Below are 23,219 nucleotides of genomic sequence, written 5' to 3'. Positions count from 1 at the left end.
GCCTAAAAACCGTAAATATCATGAAGACATTATCTATAAAAACAGCACAGGTAAAAACCATTTTTGAACAGTTCAAAAAAGATATGGGTGGCGAGCTACAAGTTGACACCAAAGAGCATATCTTAAAAATTGACAACCCCTTGGGACAAGGTCTTATAAAAGGTGTTGACTTTAAAGGAGGAATTTCTTATTTAGAATTTGATATGGAGTTTTCCGAAGATTTGACCTTGGTTGCCAACTCCCCTAAAAATCCACCCATCTGTTTTGCATATTGTTCGCACGGTCAAATGATGCACAGTTTTGGTTCAGAAGGGGAAAAACACAAACTTGAAAATTTCCAGACCGCGATATTGACCAGTAAAAAACTACAGGACAATATACTATACTTTGAAAAGGACGTTCGCCTGAAAATGATATTGATTTTGGTCAATCCAGTCCAAAATTTAGAAGATGGGAAACATTTGAACCATAAATTGCAAGAATTGTTCTTTACAGACAATACAGCCGATAATTTTGCCTATGTTGGATCGTACAATTTAAAGATTGCCGATAAAGTTCAACAACTAAATGCCATATCTGAAAAAGGTATTGCCCGAAGATTGATGATCGAGGGTTTGGTACATATGATTTTGGCCTTGGAAATACAACAGCACACGGACGACCTAAAAAATTCAGAGTATAAAGATTCTTCATTGACAGCAAGGGAAATGGAAGTTATCCAAGAGCTTTCATTGTTCGTCAACAATTACCCAGATAAACAACTATCTGTAACTTACCTCTGCAAGAAAGGTGGGTTGTCCCCATCCAAACTTCAAACAGGGTTTAAGTTGATGCACGGTACCACTGTGACCGATTACATCCGCGATGTACGCATCAGAAAAGCCGAGGACCTTATCAAAAACACCGATTTGAACATCTCGGAAGTGGTCTATAGCATAGGTTTTATCAGTAGAAGCTATTTTTCCAAAATTTTCAAGGCAAAATACAATTGCAGTCCAAAAGAATACAAGGACAAGCAAAGAACCTTTGCCGTTTCGGCCTAGTACATGCTACTTTAAAAATTAAAACGCTATGGGAAAGAAAACGATGTAACGGAATTCCCCCCTTTACATCATCCCATAAAAAAAGCCCCAACACAATTGGGGCTTTGTTCTTTAGAACAGGAAAACATTATTTCTTGTTTTGCTGATCTTTAATGGTCTTTTCATCAATATCATACGTATTGGTATCAATATTGGTGTTACCTGTTGGGTTTGTGGGATTGTTCTGTTCTACTTTTCTTTTAAACTTTCTTTTATCTCTTGTCATTCTATTTGGTATTTTTCAGATTTTACTTTTCCGAAACACTATGTGCAACGGTATCCATTTTGGATATACTGTAATCTACTGAATCATCTCCACTTAGCTTGACGCTAATACAGTAAGGATTGACGCTTTTAGTGTTTCATCATCAATCTTTGTTTTATATGCTAAAACCGGTTACCCACTGTCGATAGGCATCTCAAGCCTAGTATTTTTTAAACATCTCGGTTTTTAACAGATAAAATTAGAGATTGACATAATTGGGCATTGAAATTCGTCAAAACAACAATTATAGAGGTGCGTATATGCGATATTCTAATTTTTACCGGTTTGATGCATCATATTTTTCATGATATGCTTCATTTCTTTTAGTGTCCACAGAACACCCAAGATATCTTTGCTCTACAATCTTTATAATTCAATGACTAACTTAAACTTGAAGATTATGATTAAACTGAAACATGCGGTCATAACCCTATTAATAATGATTGGGCCTTTGGCGTATTCGCAATCATTGACCGTATCGGGAACTGTTACCGATGAAACTGGGGCTCCTCTTCCAGGTGCAACAATAGTGGTATCTGGAACTACCAATGGAACCCAAACAGACTTTGATGGAAACTATACCTTAACTGATGTATCCTCCAGTGCCACATTGGTAATTAGTTACATTGGTTACCTGAGCCAACAAATTCAGGTTAATGGCAGAACCTCCATCAATGTAAGCTTGGCCGAAGATTTACAGGCTCTTGATGAAGTCGTGGTGGTAGCCTACGGTTCTCAATCAAGATCAGAGGTAACTGGAGCCATATCAACCGTTGGCGCTGACGAAATTACCGCCTTACCCGTAGCAACAGCGGATCAAGCCTTACAAGGTAGGGCCGCAGGTGTAACCGTTACCAATAGTGGCTCACCAGGTGTGGCCCCTGTTGTTCGTATCAGGGGTGTTGGTTCACCCAACGGTGGTAGTCCTTTAGTGGTAATTGATGGTGTCATCTCAAGTGGACTAGGGGCTATTAACCCCAACGATATTGAAAGTATCAACGTGCTAAAAGATGCTGCAACCGCTGCAGCTTATGGTTCACAAGCAGCCAACGGTGTTATCGTTGTAACCACAAAGCAAGGAAAAGCTGGTAAAACTGAGTTTACGTTCAACACCTATACCGGTGTTCAATACGTTACAGAGCGTTTTGACCTGTTAAACACGGAGCAGTATTTGAATTTTATTGAGGAAGCTTTTGGTACGGTTCCCACTACACCATTGAGCTCTTCAGGCAACGATACCGACTGGCAAGATGCCATTTTTCAGACCGGTATATTGCAAAATTATGATATAGGCATGTCAGGAGGTAATGAGAACAGCAATTTCAGGGCATCTGTGGGTATGCTAAAACAAGAAGGTACCATCATTGAAACGGGATATAACCGATACAATGTTCGTTTAAACAGTAACTTTAATGTTACTGATAAATTTAAAGTTGGTCAAACCTTGGCTGTAACTTTTACAGATTTTACCCCAGAGGTAAATGGAAACAACACAAATAGGTCGCTAATAGAGCACGCCATAAAAAGTGCACCTTACCTTCCAATTTATAATCCAGATAATCCTGGAGGCTTTCAAGGTCCCACATCTGCGTTGGATGGCCAAGATGCTGAAAACCCTGTAAGAATACAGCAGAATGGAAGCCGTGGAACCAAAGGCACCGAGATTTTTGGAAGTCTATTTGGGGAATATGAACTATTAAAAGGCTTGAAATTTAGATCTCAGTTTGGTTTGGAGTATAGCTACAGCAATTTCGATTCGTTCACACCATCCTATGATGATGATAGCAACGGACAATCTACACATGCGCAAACCTTTGCTGCAATCACAAAAAACTCTTCGACCTTTAGAAGATTTCTGTATACCAACAGTCTTAATTACAACGTAACTATCGATGGTGTCCACAATTTGGATGTATTGGCCCTGATTGAAAAAAATGAGGCCCGTTTTAATGCTGTAAATACGTCTTCCCAAAATTCGGTCACCAACGATATTACCCAACATGGTCCAGACCAAGTTGTTGCAACATCCAATACCGACGAGGTTGACAAAATTGGTTACTTGGCTCGTCTAAACTACAATTATGACAACAAGTACCTTCTTTCAGGGTCTATCCGTCGTGATGGTTCCTCCAGATTTGGGCCCAATACCAAGTGGGGTACCTTTCCATCTGTTTCTGCAGGTTGGAACATAGCAGGTGAAAACTTCATGGAAAACTCAAATTTGAATATCTTTAAATTGAGAGCAAGCTGGGGTACAACCGGTTTTGACGGTATTCCCAATTATAGATTTGCTACCACATTAAATCCCAACTGGATTTATGTCATCAATGGAAATCAAGTTGGGGGAACTTCCCCAGCCGGTATTCCCAACCCGAATGTAGCTTGGGAAGAAAGGGAAATGTTGAACATTGGTCTAGATTTAGGTCTGTTCGATAACAAATTCACTGGCGCCATTGAGTACTACAATAATAAGAGTAATGACTTATTGATTGATTTGCCATTACCTGGTTCTTTGGGTAGTTTGGCCTCTACAGTACCAACAAATATTGGTGATGCCGAGGTCAAAGGTTTTGAGGTTAGCTTGGGGTATAACGATTATGAGGGTGATTTTACCTGGTCTGCCAACCTTAACTTCTCAACGGCAAAAACCGAAATGTTGAATAAAGGAACTGAGGGTATTACACAGGCATCCACATTTGAAGGATCTATAGTCAATGGTCTTGAGGCGGGTGCTCCAATTTATGCCTTCTATGGCTACCAAACCGATGGTATCTACCAAACCCAAGCTGAGGTAGAAGCAGTATTGGGCACAGAGCAAACTGCGATTCAACCCGGTGATATTCGTTTTGTGGATCAAAATGGGGATGGCGTTATCAATAATGATGACATTGTTCAACTAGGTCAACCCAACCCAGAAATCACTTACGGACTGAACTTGGATGCAAATTATAAAAACTGGGACTTTAACCTGTTTTTAAACGGTGCTGCTGGACATCAAATATATAACACCAATATATATGATCTAGAGGGAATGCCGAGAACGTTCAATGCCGGTGTGGCTGTTTTGGACAGATGGACACCAACAAACCCATCCAATTCCATTCCTCGTGCATTTGACGGAAATAACGGTATTAATACTGCTTCATCTGATCGCTATCTCGAAAGTGGTGATTTTACCCGATTAAAAAATGTAACCATAGGGTATACCCTTGGAGACAATACCATACTTTCAGAGTATTTCTCTCGATTACGGATATATATCAGTGGACAAAACCTATTGACATTTACCGATTACACAGGTCTAGATCCTGAAGTAGGTAACGCAACCAATAACAACTCAGAGTTCGGTATTGACCGAGGAAAATATCCACAACCTAAATCAGTATTGTTAGGATTACAAGTAACGTTTTAAAAAAATTGTCATGAAAAATAAAATTTTAATAAGCTTAGTCTTTATTATAGCACTAGTTGTTTCTTGTGATGAGGATGCTTTGTTCAAAAACAATCCCAATGAGCTTTCTCCAGAAACCTTTTTTGCTACTGCGGCCCAAGTTGAGTCTGCCGCAAATTCAACATATGCATCTTTACAGGAAAGGGGGCTTTATTCCCGTCATATGTTCTTTATGATGGATAATATGTCCCAAGAGAATGGTCGTAACCAGCAGTTGGAGGCGGATAAAGTAGAATATATCCAATTTTCCTTCAACCCAAACCACGTATCCATTCCATTATACTGGGACGCATGTTATCGAGGCATAACCAACTGCAACTTTCTCATTAACAATGAAGAAAAAATAAATGAAATTGCCGATTCAGAACTTTCTGGGGCCATGAAAGCCAAATTTATTGGAGAGGCCAAGTTTATGAGGGCGATGTATTATTTCTTTTTGGTAACACGTTTTGGTGGTGTGCCCATAAATGATAGCGGGAGCGCCGAAGGGCAGCCTAGGGCATCAGTAGATGACATCTATAATATTATAATACAAGATTTAACAGATGCCACCACTTCTTTGCGTTCCAGAGACGTTGAAGATACGGGTAGAGCCACTCGGGAAGCGGCTATAGCATTCTTGGGTAAAGTATACTTGTTCAGGAACAATAAAGCCGCTGCGTTAGCCGAGTTCGAGAAAATATACGGTGTCTTTGAGTTGGAAGAAAACTATTTTGACAACTTTACAGAGGAGAACGAATTTGGAAAAGAGTCCATATTCGAAGTAGTATATGACGACGAAATTGGAGGACAACCTTGGGGAATACCTTCCACGGGTGTGGCAGAAGCTGGTTTTAGAGGCCAAGAATATGGTGTTTTAAATTGGTTCAACGTCCATATTTCTGATGATCTTTTGGATGAGTATGAAGTTGGCGATGGTAGAATCCAAGATAACTTTTACCAAGCAGGTGATGATTATTGCTGTGGAACCATTCAAGAGAGCGATTTAGCCGATGCTAGTGGTGCCATTCGGAGAGCAGGTTGGAAGAAATACCAAAATTATCATGCCGAAGCTTCAGAAGACCAACAATCTGGTATCAACTTTAAATATTTACGCTATGCCGATGTACTACTGATGATGGCTGAATGTGTGTATGAAAATGACCCTGCAAGGGCAGTTGGCTATATCAATGAAGTAAGAACAAGACCAAGCACCGGATTACCGCCATTAGCTACCACGTTGTCTTCATCGGAGGTTTTTGATGCCATTGTACATGAACGCAAGTGCGAATTGGCAGGCGAGCAGGTTCGCTTCAACGACATTTTACGCTGGGGCATTGCCGATACAGAGTTGGCCGGAAGCAACTTCCAAGCCGGTAAACATGAACTACTGCCAATACCTCAAGCGGAAATCAACAATAATTCTGCATTGACAGATGCCGATCAAAACCCTGGATATTAAGATTTTAATTTTGAGTTAGTTTTTTTGAATTAATTTTAGTGAAACAGCGTGTATATTTTTACACGCTGTTTTTATCTCTGTAAATTTGAGTTTTATTCATAATGTATAGCAGAAAAGTTTTTAAGCGTTTATTTTCAATACTGTGTAGCCTTTTGGCCCTGTCCGTGTTTTACCATTGTGCTGAAAAAGATTCATCATCCTCTACCCAAGACCCAAAGATTTTTTCAGCGCTTACCCATACCGATACAGGGATAGATTTCGCAAATCATCTCACCGAAAATGACTCACTCAACTATTTTACATACTCCTATCTCTATATGGGTGGTGGTGTGGCCACCGGCGACATCAACAATGATGGCCTTATAGATATTTATTTTACAGGGAATCAAGTTTTAAATAAACTGTACCTGAATAAAGGAAACCTTCAATTTGAGGATATCACCCAAACCGCTGGTGTTGCCGGTGATGACCGATGGTATACCGGTGTTGCCATGGCCGATATCAATGGAGATGGCTTTTTGGACATCTACTGCTCCGTAAGTGGCAAGTTTGCACCAAAAAACAATCAATTGTTCCTCAACAATGGGGACGGCACATTTACTGAAAAGGCTGCTGAATACGGTTTGGATGACCCTGGCAACAGTGTTCAGGCTACCTTCTTCGATTATGACAAAGACGGGGACTTGGATTTGTACGTGGCCAACTACCCTCCCACTCCGTTCAGTTCGCCCACCTTTGTGTACTCGTACAGAATGAACAATTTAGAGGACATTGAATCTGACCATCTCTACCGAAATGATGGGGATAGTTTCACCAATGTCAGCAACGAAGCCGGACTCAGGGCTTTTGGCCTCTCTTTGAGTGCCACGGTCGGGGACCTAAATAATGACTCTTGGCCGGATCTTTATGTTTCCAACGACTTTAACTCACCAGACTATATGTACCTCAATAACCAAGATGGTACATTTAGGGAAGTGGTCAAAGAAGCCACCTCCCATACAGCATTCTATGGCATGGGGGTTGATATAGCCGATTTTAATGATGATGGTAATCTGGATATCTTTCAGGTAGATATGGATGCCAAGACCAATCGAAGAAAAAAGGCTAATATGGCAAGTATGAATCCGAAACTGTTCTGGGATGTGGTCAATGCTGGGTTTCATTACCAATACATGCACAACTGCCTTCAACTGAATTCTGGATTTTATGAAGATGGCGTGCCTCATTTTTCCAATGTTTCCAGAATCACGGGAACATCTTCCACAGACTGGAGTTGGGGACCTCTGTTTGCAGATTTTGACAACGATGGCTTAAAAGATCTTTTTGTATCCAACGGAACCCGACGTGAAATCAACAATAATGATTATTTCAACAAACTGGAGGAAATGGACAACAAAGCGGACAGCCTACTTCAGCTGAGTCTGCAAATTCCTTCTGAGAAAATCGACAATTTTATTTTCCAAAATAAAGGAGACTTAAAGTTTGAACGTTCAAACGAAAAGTGGGGAATCGAATATAAAGGATTCTCCAACGGATGCGCCTATGCCGACTTGGACAATGATGGCGATTTGGAAATCATCACAAATAACTTGGACGATTTTGCATCCATTTTTGAAAATACAAGCGCAGAGAAAAATGCCTATATAAAAGTGGCCTTTTCCGGTCAACAAGGAAATGGTTTTGGTCTTGGAACACGGGTATACGTTACTGCACAAGACCGAACCCAGATGCAGGAACTTACCCTTACACGGGGATTTCAGTCTTCAGTAGCACCCGAACTACACTTTGGATTGGGTTCCGTAGAAAAAATTGACCAACTAAAAGTGGTCTGGCCCGATGGAAAAACGCAACAATTGAGCGAGGTGGATGCCAATCAAAAATTAGTGTTTAATTATTCGGAAGCGATTACATCCAAAGAAGAACCGGGAATTACTCCGCAATTGTTCCAAGAGGATACCACCGGTTTTTTTCCTGAGTATACACACGAAGAAAATGTGAACGATGATTTTGCCAAACAAGTACTGCTACCCCATAAAATGTCTTCTTTTGGTCCTGCGTTGGCCGTTGGTGATGTAAACGGGGATGGCTTGGACGATTATTTCGTAGGTGGTTCCAAAGGTAAATCAGGCAATCTGTTTATCCAGTCATCCAATGGTTTTGAAGCAAGTGACTCCCAATTTTTGGAACAGGATAAAGGCAGTGAGGACAATGGCGCGCTTTTTTTTGATGCGGATGGTGACGGTGACAACGATCTCTATGTGGTCAGTGGCGGATATGAGTTTACCCCAGACGCCACACAATTGGCAGACCGACTTTACCTAAATGACGGGGCTGGAAACTTCACAAAATCGGATTCCAGCATTATTCCAACAATCAACATAAGTGGGTCCAGAGCATATAATGGCGACTTTAACAAAGACGGAAAACAAGATCTATTGGTACTAGGTAGACAAGTTCCCGGGAACTACCCTTCCCCTACCCATAGTTACATTTTGATGAACCACAGTATTTCAAATAGTATTGAGTTTCAGTTGAACCAAGATATGCAACCCGAAGCCTTTGATGCATTGGGCATGGCAACCAGTGCCGTGCTGACCGACTTTAACAATGATGACTGGTTGGACATCATTGTGGTTGGGGAATGGATGCCCATTCGAGTTTTTAAAAACACAGGTTCAGGTTTTGTGGAGGTTTCTGAGGAAATGGGACTGAACATTGACACCACAGGCTGGTGGTGGAGTATTGAACAAGGAGATTTTGACAATGATGGTGATATGGATTACGTTGTGGGCAACAACGGTTTAAATTATAAATACAAAGCTTCTCCAGAAGAGACCTTTGATATTTTTGTCAATGACTTTGACCGTGATCAAAATGTAGATATTGTCCTTAGTTATTATAATGAAGGAAAACAGTACCCTTTGCGCGGCAGGGAGTGTTCATCGCAACAGATTCCCGGTATCAAAAAGAAATTTGAAAACTATGAAAGTTTTTCCGAAGCCACCTTGGTAGATGTGTACGGTGAAGAAAAATTGGAATCGTCACTACACTATCAGGTTAAATCGTTTGCAAGTATTTATTTGGAGAACAAGGATGGAAAATTTGTGATTCATCAACTTCCGCGAGAAGCCCAACTTTCCAGTATCAATAAAATTTTGGTGAATGATTATGATAAAGATGGCTATTTGGATTGCCTGATTGCAGGAAACCTTTATGCTTCTGAGGTAGAAACACCACGAAATGATGCAGGGCACGGTCTATTGCTTAAAGGCAACGGAAAAGGTGGTTTTGAGCCCGTTAAAGCTGCTGAAAGCGGATTCTTTGTCAATGGCGATGTTAAAAACATGGCTACAATCCAAGTGAAAGATAAAAAGTATATTCTCGTTGCCAAAAATGACGATGCCATGCAGTACCAACGCATAAATTAGCTCCAGAAACAATCATCCTACTTTAGTTCTGTGGGCAATACCCCAAATTGTGCCTTAAAGCATTTGGTAAAGTAAGATGGTGACGAAAAACCAACCTTGTAGCAGACTTCGCTGATGGATTCAGTACCATTCTCAATGAATCGTTTGGCATGCTCCAAGCGTATCTTTCGTAAAAATTCCGTAACCGTAAGCCCTGTCATGGCCTTAATTTTTCGATACAGCTGGCTTCGGCTTAGGTGCAGTTCTTCCGCAAGGGATTCAACATTAAGGTTTTCATCAGCAATGTTTTTTGTGATATAGTGCAATACTTGGGTCATAAAATTCTTGTCCAGCGAAGAGGTATTGTCAGGAATTTTAAAGTTATCGGAATTACTGAGGTATTTGTTGAACAAAACCTGTCTACTCTGGATAATTTGTCTCAGTTGCGCTCGAAGCACCTTCATTTCAAAAGGCTTTTGCAAATAGACATCGGCGCCGCTATCAATTCCCTTTACCCAGTCATCGGTCATGGCCTTAGCTGTCAGCATCAACACCGGAATATGACTGGTCTTAATATCCTGTCTAATGCGACTACAGAATTCAAATCCATCCATTTCGGACATTACAACATCGGTAAGAATCAAATCAGGTAGTCGCTTTAGTGCAATCTCCAAACCCTGTACCCCATTAACTGCTTCAAAAACCGTATATTCACTTTCCAACTCATTCTTTAGGTAAGCCCTAAGCTCAGCGTTGTCCTCCACAATAAGCAATGTACGATTGGAGGCAGACAAATAAGAGATTTGCGTACACTCTTCGGGCATGGGCTGGGAGGCTGGACTTTTCTCGATTTCCGGTAAAGCCATTAACTCGTTGTTTTCAAAACAATCTTTGCCCAAGGGGAGAAAAATCCTGAATTTGGTACCCACACCTTCTTCACTTTCCACGACCACCTTGCCTTTCAACAAGTCAACAAAGCTTTTCACCATTTCAAGTCCAATACCTGTACCACCATAGTATTGGCTGTTCATTTCTTTGACCTGATAGAACCGTTCAAAGATTTTTTCGAGTTCTTCCTTTTTGATGCCATGGCCGGTATCCTCAATATATATCTCCAAAGCCTGCTTGCTCTCTTGGCAGGCCAACAATGGAAAACTCATTTCCTGTCCACACCGAAAAATACCTATGGTAATAAAGCCATTATCCGGTGTAATCTTAAATGCATTGGAAAGAATATTGAAAATTACCTTTTCCAAAAGAGAGGGGTCAGTCCAAAAAGGAATGGGCTCATCATCCGATTCAACCATTAAAATGATATTCCGAAGAGCCGCCTCTTCTTCAAAATGTTCTGTAACTTCCGTTACAAATGATATGGCCTCCATTTCTGAAATCCGAACAGAAAATTTATTGATTTCCAACTTTCTAAAATCCATCAATTCATCAATAAGGCGTTTTAGTCTTGAGGTATTTTTATGGATTACACGTAATTTTTCATGTGTAATTCTGGACAGCTTTTGTTTTGAATCGTCAAGAATGTCTTCCAGAGGATTTAAAATCAGTGTTAGCGGTGTTCTAAACTCATGGGAGATATTGGTAAAAAATTGAATCTTTTTGTCATTTAGTGCTTCTTCTTGAACTCTTCGCTCCCTTTCTGCTATAACCGCCCTTTTTTCACGAATACGTTGTGAAATGAATTTCGCCAAAAAATGGGAAATCAAAAGTATTGCCAAAATATATAACGCCAAGGCTGTGTTGGTGGCCCACCACGGACGCAGGATAGTAATCTGAAGGGTTTTCGGTGTTTCATTCCATACGCCGTCATTATTGGCCGCTTTCACTTTAAATGTATAGTTGCCCGGTGATAGATTGGTATAGGTAGCGCTTCGGGTTTGGCCCACATAGTTCCATGTATCGTCAAAACCTTCTAAAATATACGCATATTGGTTTTTCTTGGGTCTTGTAAAATTAATGGCGGCATACTCTATGGTAAGCACGGATTGCTTGTGTTTTAAGGTAATGGCATCCGTTTGGGCAATTACCTTGTCCAAAGGCGATTCTTCTTCATTTGGTCCCACCCGCCTGTTAAAAAGGCGAAAGTCTGTAAAATAAATTTCTGGTTTATTGGTATTGGTCCTGATATGGTCTGGGTCGATGTAATTAATACCGCCATAACTGCCAAAATAGAGCATTCCGTTTTGGTCCTTGAATGCTGAATTAAAATTAAAATCATTGGCCAAAAGGCCATCGTTGGTGTCAAAATTCTTGAATGTTTGCTCGTCAACATCAAAATGGGACAACCCATTGTTTCCACCAATCCATAAATCACCATTATCATCCTCCAAAATTGAGGAAATGGTCTCTTGCTTTATACCTTCACTGGCACCATACCAAGTAAAACTTTCATCTGTTGGATCATATTTACAAAGGCCAGCACCATCGGTTCCGATCCAAATGTTTCCTCGGGTGTCTTCAAACAAAGATACCACGGCATCTACAACAAGTGGATTGCCCAAACTTTTGTACATGGGTTCTCTCAGCGAAATGGCCTTTTGGCTTGCTACGTCATTGATGGCAATCTTATACAAACCTGCAGTGGTCCCCATCCAAATAGTGTTGTTTCTATCGATGAGTACAATGCGCATAGCCCCTTCACCCGGTCTGGGATCATTAAAAATTCTCTTGTTGTGATATGTGAATTTTTTACTTTTTGGATTATAGGAGTGCAGCCCTTCCACATAGGAACCTATCCAAATGGTTCCTTCTGGGTCTTCCGCAAAACTCATCACCCGGTCAGATTGTAGTGCTCCTCTGGTGTTTGAAGCTGTGTAATTTTTAAAAGTTTGTGCTCCGTTCGGTAAATGAAAAATCCCCGAATTCCATGTACCTACCCATACGTTGTTGCCACTGTCAATAAAAAGTGCGGTAACGTCTTCGGCACTTAAATGGGGGCCAATGGAATTTCCGGGATGGGTAAGGTGAACAATATTTCCTGTTCTGGGGTTAAGGACATCCAGTCCTCCGCCATCCAATCCAATCCACATGTGTCCGTATTTGTCCCCTGCAATGGCACTCACTGAAGGTGATTGCAACGAATTATTCACATTGGCGAGGCTTCTTATATCCTTAAACTTGTTGTAAAGCTTGTCGTAGACCCCTACTCCATTGTTGTAGTAGCCAATCCAAATACGGTCTTGTTTATCCACAAAAATGGACCATATTGAGTTGGACTTTATGCTAATGACATCAAACTTGTTGTACCGATAATGCTTTACCAACTTTCCTTGCCTATTTAATGCAAAAAGGCCATCATTTTCGGTGCCGCACAATATGTTTCCATCTGGTGCTTGTGCTATGGACAGGATACGTTCACTACTTATCTTGTAGTTGTATGTTTTGAAGGAATTAAATGGGCTCATTTCAACCTTTAACAACCCATTCTGAAAGGTTCCCATCCATATGGAGCCTTCATCATCTTTAATCATTGAGACAATATAAAATGGAGCATTGTCCTTATCCTCCCGATTCTCAAAATCTAAGGTGACCTTAGTTACTTTCCCATTCTCGAAAGAAAAAAGTCCTCTATTGGTGCCTATCAATAATTCCTTATCCCTGTTTTTTATGATGCTGTTTATCTGTAGGGACGTAATATCGGTATCATCCATAGGAATATTGTGCCCGACCAAGGTTTCTGGGTCTACCGAAAAAAGTCCGTTATAGTGCGAGCCCACAATAAGTTTACCTGTACTACACTCTTGGATGGCCCAAATGGGAACACTTTCTAAGGGGACCGAATCTTTATAGAATTTTACTTGCTTAAAAGCGTCATTGTCACGGTCATACAGATTTAAGCCCGCTTCGGTACCTATCCACAATCGATTGCGTTTATCAACAAATGATTTGTAAATCAATGAGCTGTTCAAAGAAGTACAATCCGTAAAATCCTGCTTATAATAGACGAAGTCAAAACCATTGTATTTTTGAAGACCAACCCCGTTGGTTCCCATCCAAATAAGGCCCAGACTATCTTGCACAATGGTTGAGACAGCACGTTGTGAACCTTTTTGATCTATGTTCACAAAATTGTATTCATTCTCCGAAATCTGTGCATTTACCTCAACACTTTTCAGGAACACAATTGCAAACGCAATCTTAAAGAGTTTAGTTGTTATTTTTCGGTTCAATGAAAAATCGATTTTGAAAATAGGTTTAAATCACAATAAAATTTACAGATAAAATCTGGAAAAAAATTGTTTCGACTGGCTTCAAATAATTATTTGAAAATTTTTGAGGGTATCAAAACAGGTTCTTTTAAAACAGCTTTTAGTTTTATTCCCACAGTTATAAAATGTCTTAAGTTTTGCAGCCGTGTCGCATGAGGCTCATGAAGGCTTTACCAAAACCGTAATGGTTTAAAGTATAAATTCACCAAAAACTTAACGTTGTTTCTAATGCCTAGACATGTTTTATACCCAACAATATTGTAAGGTCATCACTTTCCCAGAATAAATACTAAAAGCTCGAGGTCTAAATCTTGAATTGGCTGGGTATTTAGGTCATACCCGTGCCGAAGCACAATAGTAAAAAAGCCAGTTTTTTTGAATAAAATTTCATTTGAGTTTGTTTTTAGTTAACGCTTTTTAAAGTTAATCAATTTTATTAGCAATCCTAAAATAGTCGAAATCTACAAATCCTCCAACTTCCTTGCTGGCATAATTGAAAAGTCCAAACCGATATCCCATAAAATGGGGTAAGGTATAGGACATTTTGAGTTGGCCTCCTATCTTCATCCAATCCTTACCATTAAAACTATAATAGAAGTCAGCCACATCCTCTAAATCGGTGAAATTGCAGGTCGCTTTTAGATAGACGACATCTTGCTGCAAAGGAAGGCTTTCCATTTCCTCCGGCTGGTCGTTCTGGGCGCTCACCATGACCAATTTCTTTTCTCCGTTTTCATATTTCACGCCTATTTGCCCGTAATTTTTTTGAAGAAGGACCAAGCCAGCAAAATCGCCTTCCTTCATATTTGAAACATCCAAGGCCGTTGTACCAGAGCAGATCGGACCGAAGGTTCGTTGGGTCAATGTATTTCTCGCTTGGACAAATTTTTCATCAGTTCGTCCTGTAGTCAGTCTTAAATATCCGTTTCTATCCGTTAAAGACCATAGACTGTCCGCCGGATTATGATTCCATTGCCACACCAGCGGAAGCGCAGAATCCCCCTCCTGCCTATTGAATTCATCACTGTCCACTATATTTGGTATCAACCCTGAACTTGCAGGTAAATCCAAAGTATCTGGAACCTTACCATTTACGCCCAGAACAGGCCATCCATCTTCCCAAGTGACAGGTGCCAAATAGGGAATCCTCCCAACAGAGCCATAATCCCTGAAAAGATAGGTGAACCAATCGCCCTCAGGGGTGTCAATCAAACCACCTTGTGCAATTCCCCGATCTTGTAAAGCGACTTTTCCTTCGTATGGTCCATAAATAGAATCAGCACGGTGAATCAAAACAGTTCGCATACCATTTCGGGGCCAAACGATATTAAATAGGTAATATTTTCCATTGACCTTAAATAATTGGGAGCCTTCCGCACCCAGCATAATGTTGTCACCCGCAGGGGTACTGGCATTTTCAATAAGCACCCGTTCTGTACCTACCTTTACTCCTGATAAATCATTCTTTAACTCGGCTATCATCAGTTTTCCGTTGCCCCAAATCATGTACACTTTACCATCATCATCAAAATGAACGGTAAGATCATGGCACGAAGGCTCAAAAGAATTTACATCCCAAGGTCCATTTTCAATATCTTTAGTGGAATACACATAGGTTTTTCCTGTTGTTGCCGCAAAAGTGAATACATAAAAAACACCCTTGTGATATCGGATACAACTGGCCCAAGACCCTCTTCCATAGGCACTTTCATCATTTTCCAGATTAAGGGCATCCATGTCCGCCAAGATATCATATGCATAATTGACCAATTTCCAATTGGACAGGTCTGTGGACTTCATGATGGGAACCCCAGGACTCATGTGCATGGTGGTACTACTCATGTAATACGTGTCCCCCACTCGTATCATGGACATATCGGGTACATCTGCAAAAATGATGGGGTTTTGTGCCCTTTTATCCTGAGCATTCCCAAAAAGCAACGTAAAAAAAATAGAGGCAAATACCGTTTTCCTTAATATTATTGAAGATTCCATAGTTCTTTTGACCATTCCTAAATCAATCACCGTTGAGCTTTTTTACAAGCTTCATCATATTTATCCAAAATGAACACACAAGATAAGTGTTTATTTAACACACTTATGTTCAATATCAAACAAATCGCTATAAATTTGGTTTTGATTCCTTTATTCCTTCTCTTTTCTCAGAACAACCAACGGTGAATTTCGGACGATACCCAGACTGTTTCCCACCCCTAGCACAAAAACAAGTAAGATAATTAATGGCATAATGATTAAGAAGGGAACTATGGAAGGGGCAAAAGTTGTTTCAAAAAGTGCATATGCCAACAAAGCATTGGCGATCACGGCCAGTATGACTCCCATGAACGCACCCAAGAATCCCAATACGGCATATTCAATGGAAATTATGCTTAAAATCTGTGTCCCTTTCGCCCCTAGTGTGCGTAACAGCGCACCTTGCTTTACGCGTTGGTGCTTACTACTGTAAATCGCACCCATCAGAACCGCCACGCCCACAAAAATGCTGAAAAACGCCATAAAATTGATAACCCAGCTTATTTTTCCGAGTATGTCTTCTAAAAGGGTCAGCATTCGATTAAGGTCTAAAATGGAAACATTCGGGAACTGCCTAACCAGTTTTTGTTGCAATTGAGCGGAATTCTCATCATTTGTTGTTCTTGTGGTCATGACCCTAAATTGAGGGGCATTTTCAAGAACCCCTGAAGGAAATACCACAGAAAAGTTGGGTTGTAACCTACTCCAATCCACCTGCCGGATGCTTCTTACTTCTGTGTCCATTATTCTGCCTTGAACATTGAAACTGACCTTTTCTCCCACAGTTACCATGGCTCTATTCGCAAAATCTTCACTCACCGAAATGGGAACATTTGAACCATTACCGGAAGAGGCAGCCCACTCACCTTCAACAATTTGCTCAGAACCAATAAGACTGTCCCTGTAGGTTACCCTGAACTCATGATTTAATATCCAACGGCTCACTTGTGAAGTGGTATCTTTTCGGATTTCCTCCACATGCTTTCCTTTCAAGGTTTCAACCCGCATGGTCACGATGGGGATTTCATCGATTACCGGCAATCCCGATGATGTAATTGTGTTGGCGATGGATTTTGATTGTTCAGTTTGAATGTCCATCAAAATCATGTTAGCACTATTGGCCCTATCTTCTATAGTTGCTTTTTGCAAGAGCATGTCCTTGGTTAAATACAAGGTACTAATCAGGAATGTTCCAATACCGATGGCCAGTACTAAAATAAGGGTCTGATTCTGTGGTCTGAACAGATTTAGAAGGCCTTGGCGAGCCGTAAAGCTCCAGGAATATGGAAAAAATCGCTTTAAAAGGCCCATAAAAAATTGGGCCACTCCGGTTAGAATCAAGAAAACTACGATTAAACCCAATACAAAGAACAGCGACCGTTCCAAATCACCCAAAAGCCAATACGAAAACCCAAGCACAAACAGGACAATCGCCGCTCCAACTAAAATGGTATACTTGAAGGAACGAGTCCTCTTCTCTTCTACCACTCGTAATGTCTGCAATGGGGAAACGTACAATGTCTTTATCAAAGGGTACAATGCAAAGAGAACCGACATGGTTATGCCCAAAGCAACTCCCAATACTATACTTTGTAAAGAGAGGGAAATCCCAACGTCCACAGGAAGCAAGTCCCCTAGCAATACCGGGAACAACCGCTGAATAAAATAACCTGCCAAACTACCCAACAATCCGCCAATAAGCCCCATACAGGCAACTTGAACAAAAAATATGAGGTAACTCTGCCATTTGGTGGCTCCCAAACATTTAAGAACAGCAATGGATTTTAATTTCATCCGAATGTAAATGCTCATTCCGCTTGCGATACCAACACAACCCAACAAAAGCGAAATAAATCCCACCAGATTCAAGAACTTTCCAAAATTTTCATACCGTCTCCCCATACGCCTTGCTTCGGATACATGCGTATCAATATCAGCATCTTCATTGTCGAGGACAGGGTCAAGCTCATCTTCAAGCAGTTCCATATCCTGACTTACATCTGCTTTGAAATAATACTTGTAGTCGATACGGCTTCCTGTTTGTACAAGACCTGTGGCTTCGATATAATTGTATGGAATCAATACCGGAGGGGCAATGGCACCAAAGACTGAATTACTCCCTGGAACTGTTTTTAAAGCTCCGACAATGGGAAATGTTACCGCTCCAAGTTTTATACTATCCCCTACTTTTAAATTGAATTGAATCATGGTGGTGGCATCCACCAATGCTCCATTTTCTCGAAAATTATCTTTAGCTGAACTTGGATTGGCCTCCAAACCTTCATAAAAGGGGAAACCAGCTTCAACACCCCGGACCTCCATCAGTTTAGTGCCTTCATTCCCTGGAAAAGCGCCCATGGAAAGAAAATTGATTTCCTTGGCATCAGCCCCACCCAGGGAATCCATAATTCCAATGACCCTGTCATTGACCGGCTTATCACTTTCAATGACAAAATCGGCACCTAGAAGTTCTTTGGATTGTGATGAAATATTTTCTTTGAGCAGCCCGCTGAAGGAATGTACACTGACAACTGCAGCTACTCCCAGCGCAATGGAAAAAATAAACAACAAAAGCTTGCCAAAGCTTGCTTTTCCGTCTCGCCATGCCATCTTAAACAACCACCCTATTCCTGTGCGTTTTTTCTGCCCTTCCTGCATCAGCTATAACTTTCCTCAAATTTACCGGACCGTAGCCGAATACTTTTGTCGGTCTTTTGCGCCAACTCCAAATCATGCGTCACTATAACCAAAGCGGTTCCTTGTTCTTTATTTAGTTCAAACAACAATTTTTCAATCTTGGCACCGGTTTCGTCATCCAGATTCCCGGTAGGCTCATCGGCAAATAAAATAGAAGGTTTATTGGCAAACGCGCGGGCCAAGGCCACACGCTGCTGCTCCCCTCCCGAAAGTTGTGAAGGGTAATGTCCAGCACGATCTTCCAATCCCACTTTTGCCAACAGTTCCCTACCGTGTACTGCGGCTTTTTTTATGCCTCGAAGTTCCAAAGGAACAATCACGTTTTCCAAAGCCGTTAGGGTGGGTAATAGTTGAAAATCCTGAAACACAAAGCCTATATTCTCATTTCTTAACCTAGCCCTTCCATCCTCATCAAGTTCTGCCAAATTTTCACCACATAACCATATATTCCCTTCGTTGCTAATATCAAGACCTGCGCATAACCCCAGTAGTGTGGTCTTTCCGCTACCCGACGGACCCACAATGGCAAATGTCTCGCCACGCTCCACTTCAAAAGAAACATCATTTAGTACATTGAGATCGTGTTCTCCACTCCGATATGTCTTATTGAGGTTTTGAACTTTTAATATCTTTGACATATATGCTTTTGGTTAAAACTCTCAAAATACTAAAATTGACCTTCATCAGAAAAATTCCACAGCAACGCAAGCAGTTAATGTTTTGTTATTTTTTGACTCTCCTACTTTTGGGGTGCGGTGGAAAAACCTCAGAGAAAAAAAATCAGGAAGAATCTAATGTTGAAACTGAGACAAAGGCCTCTTCAAGTGATTCCAAAAAGAAAATTCTTTTTTTTGGTGATAGTCTAACCGCGGGATATGGTCTTGAAATGGGAGAAGCCTTTCCAACTCTAATTCAACAACGAATTGATTCATTGGGTTTGGATTATCGCGTTATCAATGCCGGTTTATCTGGTGAAACCACAGCAAGCGGAAAGAATCGGTTGGATTGGGTGCTTGAAGATGGTATTTCCATAGTTATTATTGAATTGGGTGCGAATGATGGTCTCCGCGGTGTTCCACTCAATGAAACCGAGTCAAATCTTCAAGCGATGGTAGATATGGTTCAGGAAAAGCTGCCTGATGCGGAAATTATTTTGGCAGGAATGAAAATCCCGCCAAACATGGGTCTTGAATATACGTCTAGATTTGAAAATATATTCCCCGAATTGGCCGAAAAAGAAAACGTATACTTAATTCCGTTTCTACTGGAGAATGTTGCCGGAATACCTGACCTTAACCAAAGTGATGGCATACACCCTACTGTTGAAGGGCAAAAAATAGTGGCCGAAAATGTTTGGGAGGTCTTAGGTCCCCTTCTATAACTGGTTTAAAAATCCGAAGTTCAGGTAGCTTGGAAGCAATGGGTTTCAAGGGCATGGCAAGGGCGGATAAAGACAAAGGAAGGTATTTGAGTCTATTTTTGACATGGATTTTTATTCTTTTTTTAGCAAGAATTGGTCATATTTTTTATCTTCAATGGGTATCAGTACTTGACTAAAACCACATGGATTGAAGCCAATTATCATTCTTATTCTGGCATTCTGCAGTTTCAATCTCTTTTCCCAAGAGTTGCCCCCTATTCAAAATTTCACACCAAAGGAGTACAATGGCGAATATCAAAACTGGGGCATTTCCCAATCAAGTTCCAAGAACATCTATGTGGCCAACCATACTAGCCTTTTGGAGTTTGATGGAACTAGATGGCACAGATATAACCTTCCCTCCTCATCTATTATTCGATCCATAAAAGTGGTCAACGACCACATATATGTAGGTTCTTACCGTGAGTTTGGGTTCTGGACAAAGGACGAAACTGGCCAACTTTTATATACCTCGTTATCCGAACGATTGAAGATGCCTCTTTCTGAAGATGAGGAGTTTTGGGACATTCTTGCCTTGGATCACTGGGTGCTATTTCAATCCTTGGACCGTATCTATATCTACGATCAATTAGAGGACAACTTCAAGGTTATCGAGGCCAATTCTGCCAAGGCCAATCTTAATTTGGTAAAGGGAAAAGTTTATTTCCAAAAGGCGAAGCAAGGTCTTTTTACAATTGAAAACGGGGTACCCATACTTGTGGACGACCACCCCATTTTGGCAAACCGATCTATAATTGGAATTTATGATCTGGGCGAAGAGCTATTAATTGTTACCGAAGATGCCCATTTTTACCGATACGATTTTGAGTCGCTATCACCATGGTCAACAGATCTTGATTTGCTGAACGTAAAGTTGTACAGCAGCATACGTTTAAATGATGGCTCCTATGTGCTTGGCAGCATATCAAATGGCTTTTACCATGTGTCATCGGGTGGGCGGTTAATACGTAACATCAATCAAGCAAAAGGGCTCAACAACAATACCGTGCTATCTCTGTTTGAGGACATGGACCATAATTTGTGGTTGGGGCTCGACAATGGCATAAGTGTCATCAACCTCTACTCACCTTTTAACGAGTATACTGACAAATTGGGAAACATTGGGTTGGTCTATGCAGCACTCAACCATAACGGCTATTTGTATTTGGGCACCAACCAAGGGCTCTTCTATAGAAGAGAGGACACTTCGGAAGAATTCAAGTTAGTGAGAGGGACCGAAGGTCAGGTCTGGAACCTGCAGCTGGTGGATTCCACCATTTTTTGTGGACATAACAGCGGTACTTTTGTAGTGGATGAAAACCGTGCAACACTGGTTTCCGATTTTCCGGGAACGTGGGGTGTAAAACCCATAAGAAGCAATCCCGATCTTATTCTACAGGGAAATTATAATGGCCTCAGCGTTTTGGAAAAGAAAACAGGATCTTGGCAACTGCGAAATACCATTGAGGATTTTAACATTTCCAGTCGATTTTTTGAGATTTTGGACTCCTTGGAAATCGTAGTGAACCATGAGCAAAAGGGGCTGTATCATATTGAATTGGAAAATAATCTTGAGCGACCAAAAAATGTGGTCAATAAGGAACCGGTTGGTCACAGTTCCAATATATTTATGTTTAAGAATCAGTTATATTACAAGACCTATACTGGCGTTTACACCTTAAAAAATCGTTTAAACGAGATTACTTTGGACAGCACATTGACCCAAATGATCTTTGCAGAGGATGGGAACCCTATCAGCATTATTATACCGGATACCACAGGGCAAAAGCTCTGGTTTTTCACCGAAAATGGCATCAAATATATTTCCCAAAGCACCTTAAGTGGTAAATTGAGCACTAGCAAAATTCCCATTCCAAGCACTTTGAGGAGCAATCTTGGTGTTTCAGGGTTTGAGAATATCTCCAGAATAGCGGACAACGAATATCTCATAGGAAGTTCCAACGGTTATGTTACCCTAGATTTGGACAGGGTCACCTCCATCACCAATACCATAAAAATAAATACCATTTATTATGGTGATTACCGAAATGCCTCCACTAAGATTTCCCCTCAATCCGTTGGCGAGTTCACTTATTCCAACAACAACATAAAATTTGAGTATGGTGTAACAGAGTTCGATAAATATACCGAGGTACGATATCAACATAAATTGGAAGGAATTTACAACGAATGGAGTGAATGGACCGAAGTTTCTGAGACCACCTTTAAAAATCTACCCTTTGGTGAATATTCCTTTAGAGTTAGGGCAATGGTTGGCAACGTTCCCACGGAAAATATGGCTTCTTATGAGTTTTCCATTGCGAGACCTTGGCATCTATCCAACAGTGCCATTGTGGTTTATGTGCTAGCCTTGTCACTATTGTTCATCTTGGTCCATAGATTGTACAAAAGATATTACCGCAAAAAACAAGAATCGCTGATCAAAAAGAACGAAAAGGAACTGGAGCGTAGAAAACTTCAGGAAAAGGAACGGATTGCGCAGATACTCAACGATAAGCTTCAGGATGAAATTGAAAACAAGAATCGTGAGCTGGCCATTTCAACCATGAGTATCCTTAAAAAGAACAAGTTCCTGTCCCATTTAAAATCCCAATTGAACAACATTTCTGACAAGGGAAGAAGCATTAAGACCGTTATCAAGGAAATAGATCAAAACATCAATAGTGAAGACGACTGGAAATTTTTTGAGGATGCCTTCAACAACGCCGATAAAGATTTCCTGAAAAGGATAAAATCCAAGCACGGGGACCTTACCAACAATGATTTACGATTGTGCGCTTATTTGCGGTTGAACCTCTCATCAAAAGAGATAGCCCCGCTCCTTAACATCTCGGTAAAAAGTGTAGAAATGAAGCGCTATCGGCTTCGCAAAAAGTTTAACCTTCCACACCAAAATAACCTTACAGACTATATTTTAAACTTTTAGCGCAACTCTACTTTCTATCTTCTCCACTCTACAAATCTTAAAAATACCTCTACATCAACTCTACTTCTGTTGATTTTCACATTACTTTACCCGATTTTAAAAGAACTCGTCAAAACCGCTAAATATTTGTAATTCCTTATGTTTTGAGGCCTTATTATATCAAATAATCAATTTTAGGCCTTAAATTTTGCTGATGTAGGTTTTTTATAGAGGTGAATCCTTTGTTAAGAATACGTTAAGCCCCCTAATTTTACC

11 protein-coding genes are annotated in these 23,219 nt (G+C 40.7%); 6 read left to right on the top strand and 5 right to left on the bottom strand.

Annotation, left to right across the window (positions count from 1 at the left end; genetic code table 11):
* Positions 1 to 20: 20 nt before the first annotated feature.
* Complete coding sequence (locus AB1A65_RS09545; protein WP_366588290.1) at positions 21 to 1,043, top strand: AraC family transcriptional regulator; 1,023 nt, start codon at positions 21 to 23, stop codon at positions 1,041 to 1,043.
* Between the two features lie 127 nt (positions 1,044 to 1,170).
* On the opposite strand, the gene AB1A65_RS09540 is transcribed toward AB1A65_RS09545, so the two are convergent.
* Positions 1,171 to 1,308 carry a hypothetical protein gene (locus AB1A65_RS09540; RefSeq protein ID WP_366588287.1) on the bottom strand — a complete coding sequence of 46 codons (138 nt, stop codon included), beginning with the start codon at positions 1,306 to 1,308 and terminating at the stop codon, positions 1,171 to 1,173.
* Positions 1,309 to 1,747: 439 nt separating this feature from the next.
* Between AB1A65_RS09540 and AB1A65_RS09535 the strand changes: the two genes are divergently transcribed.
* The 3 genes from AB1A65_RS09535 (at position 1,748) to AB1A65_RS09525 (ending at position 9,667) form a co-directional block, all read left to right on the top strand.
* Positions 1,748 to 4,759 carry a TonB-dependent receptor gene (locus tag AB1A65_RS09535; RefSeq protein WP_366588285.1) on the top strand — a complete coding sequence of 1,004 codons (3,012 nt, stop codon included), beginning with the start codon at positions 1,748 to 1,750 and terminating at the stop codon, positions 4,757 to 4,759.
* Between the two features lie 10 nt (positions 4,760 to 4,769).
* Positions 4,770 to 6,239, top strand: coding sequence for a RagB/SusD family nutrient uptake outer membrane protein (locus AB1A65_RS09530; protein WP_366588282.1), 1,470 nt, complete (start codon positions 4,770 to 4,772; stop codon positions 6,237 to 6,239).
* 152 nt (positions 6,240 to 6,391) lie between these two features.
* The gene (locus tag AB1A65_RS09525; protein ID WP_366588278.1) at positions 6,392 to 9,667 is read left to right on the top strand and encodes a VCBS repeat-containing protein; all 3,276 of its coding nucleotides are present in this window, start codon (positions 6,392 to 6,394) and stop codon (positions 9,665 to 9,667) included.
* 17 nt (positions 9,668 to 9,684) lie between these two features.
* Here the strand turns inward: AB1A65_RS09525 and AB1A65_RS09520 are convergent, their stop codons facing one another.
* From AB1A65_RS09520 to AB1A65_RS09505, 4 genes are all read right to left on the bottom strand, one after another.
* Positions 9,685 to 13,827, bottom strand: a complete 4,143-nt coding sequence (locus AB1A65_RS09520; RefSeq protein ID WP_366588276.1) for a two-component regulator propeller domain-containing protein — start codon at positions 13,825 to 13,827, stop codon at positions 9,685 to 9,687.
* Positions 13,828 to 14,289: 462 nt separating this feature from the next.
* Positions 14,290 to 15,861: a glycoside hydrolase 43 family protein gene (locus AB1A65_RS09515; protein ID WP_366588274.1), complete on the bottom strand. Its 1,572-nt coding sequence runs from the start codon at positions 15,859 to 15,861 to the stop codon at positions 14,290 to 14,292.
* Positions 15,862 to 16,011: 150 nt separating this feature from the next.
* Entirely contained in the window at positions 16,012 to 18,558 is a 2,547-nt protein-coding gene (locus tag AB1A65_RS09510) for an FtsX-like permease family protein (RefSeq protein WP_366588271.1), read from the bottom strand.
* Positions 18,558 to 19,235, bottom strand: a complete 678-nt coding sequence (locus AB1A65_RS09505; RefSeq protein ID WP_366588269.1) for an ABC transporter ATP-binding protein — start codon at positions 19,233 to 19,235, stop codon at positions 18,558 to 18,560. Before AB1A65_RS09505 ends, AB1A65_RS09510 begins: the two co-directional genes overlap by 1 nt.
* Positions 19,236 to 19,312: 77 nt before the next feature.
* Here AB1A65_RS09505 and AB1A65_RS09500 point away from each other — a divergent pair, with 77 nt between their 5' ends.
* The gene (locus AB1A65_RS09500) at positions 19,313 to 19,978 is read left to right on the top strand and encodes an arylesterase (RefSeq protein ID WP_366590187.1); all 666 of its coding nucleotides are present in this window, start codon (positions 19,313 to 19,315) and stop codon (positions 19,976 to 19,978) included.
* Between the two features lie 187 nt (positions 19,979 to 20,165).
* Positions 20,166 to 22,964, top strand: a complete 2,799-nt coding sequence (locus AB1A65_RS09495; RefSeq protein ID WP_366588267.1) for a triple tyrosine motif-containing protein — start codon at positions 20,166 to 20,168, stop codon at positions 22,962 to 22,964.
* Positions 22,965 to 23,219: the final 255 nt, after the last annotated feature.

The organism is Allomuricauda sp. ANG21 (genome assembly GCF_040705235.1).
Lineage (GTDB): Bacteria > Bacteroidota > Bacteroidia > Flavobacteriales > Flavobacteriaceae > Flagellimonas > Flagellimonas marina.
The sequence above is the reverse complement of the archived record's forward strand: the minus strand, read 5'-3'. Positions and strand labels throughout refer to the sequence as shown.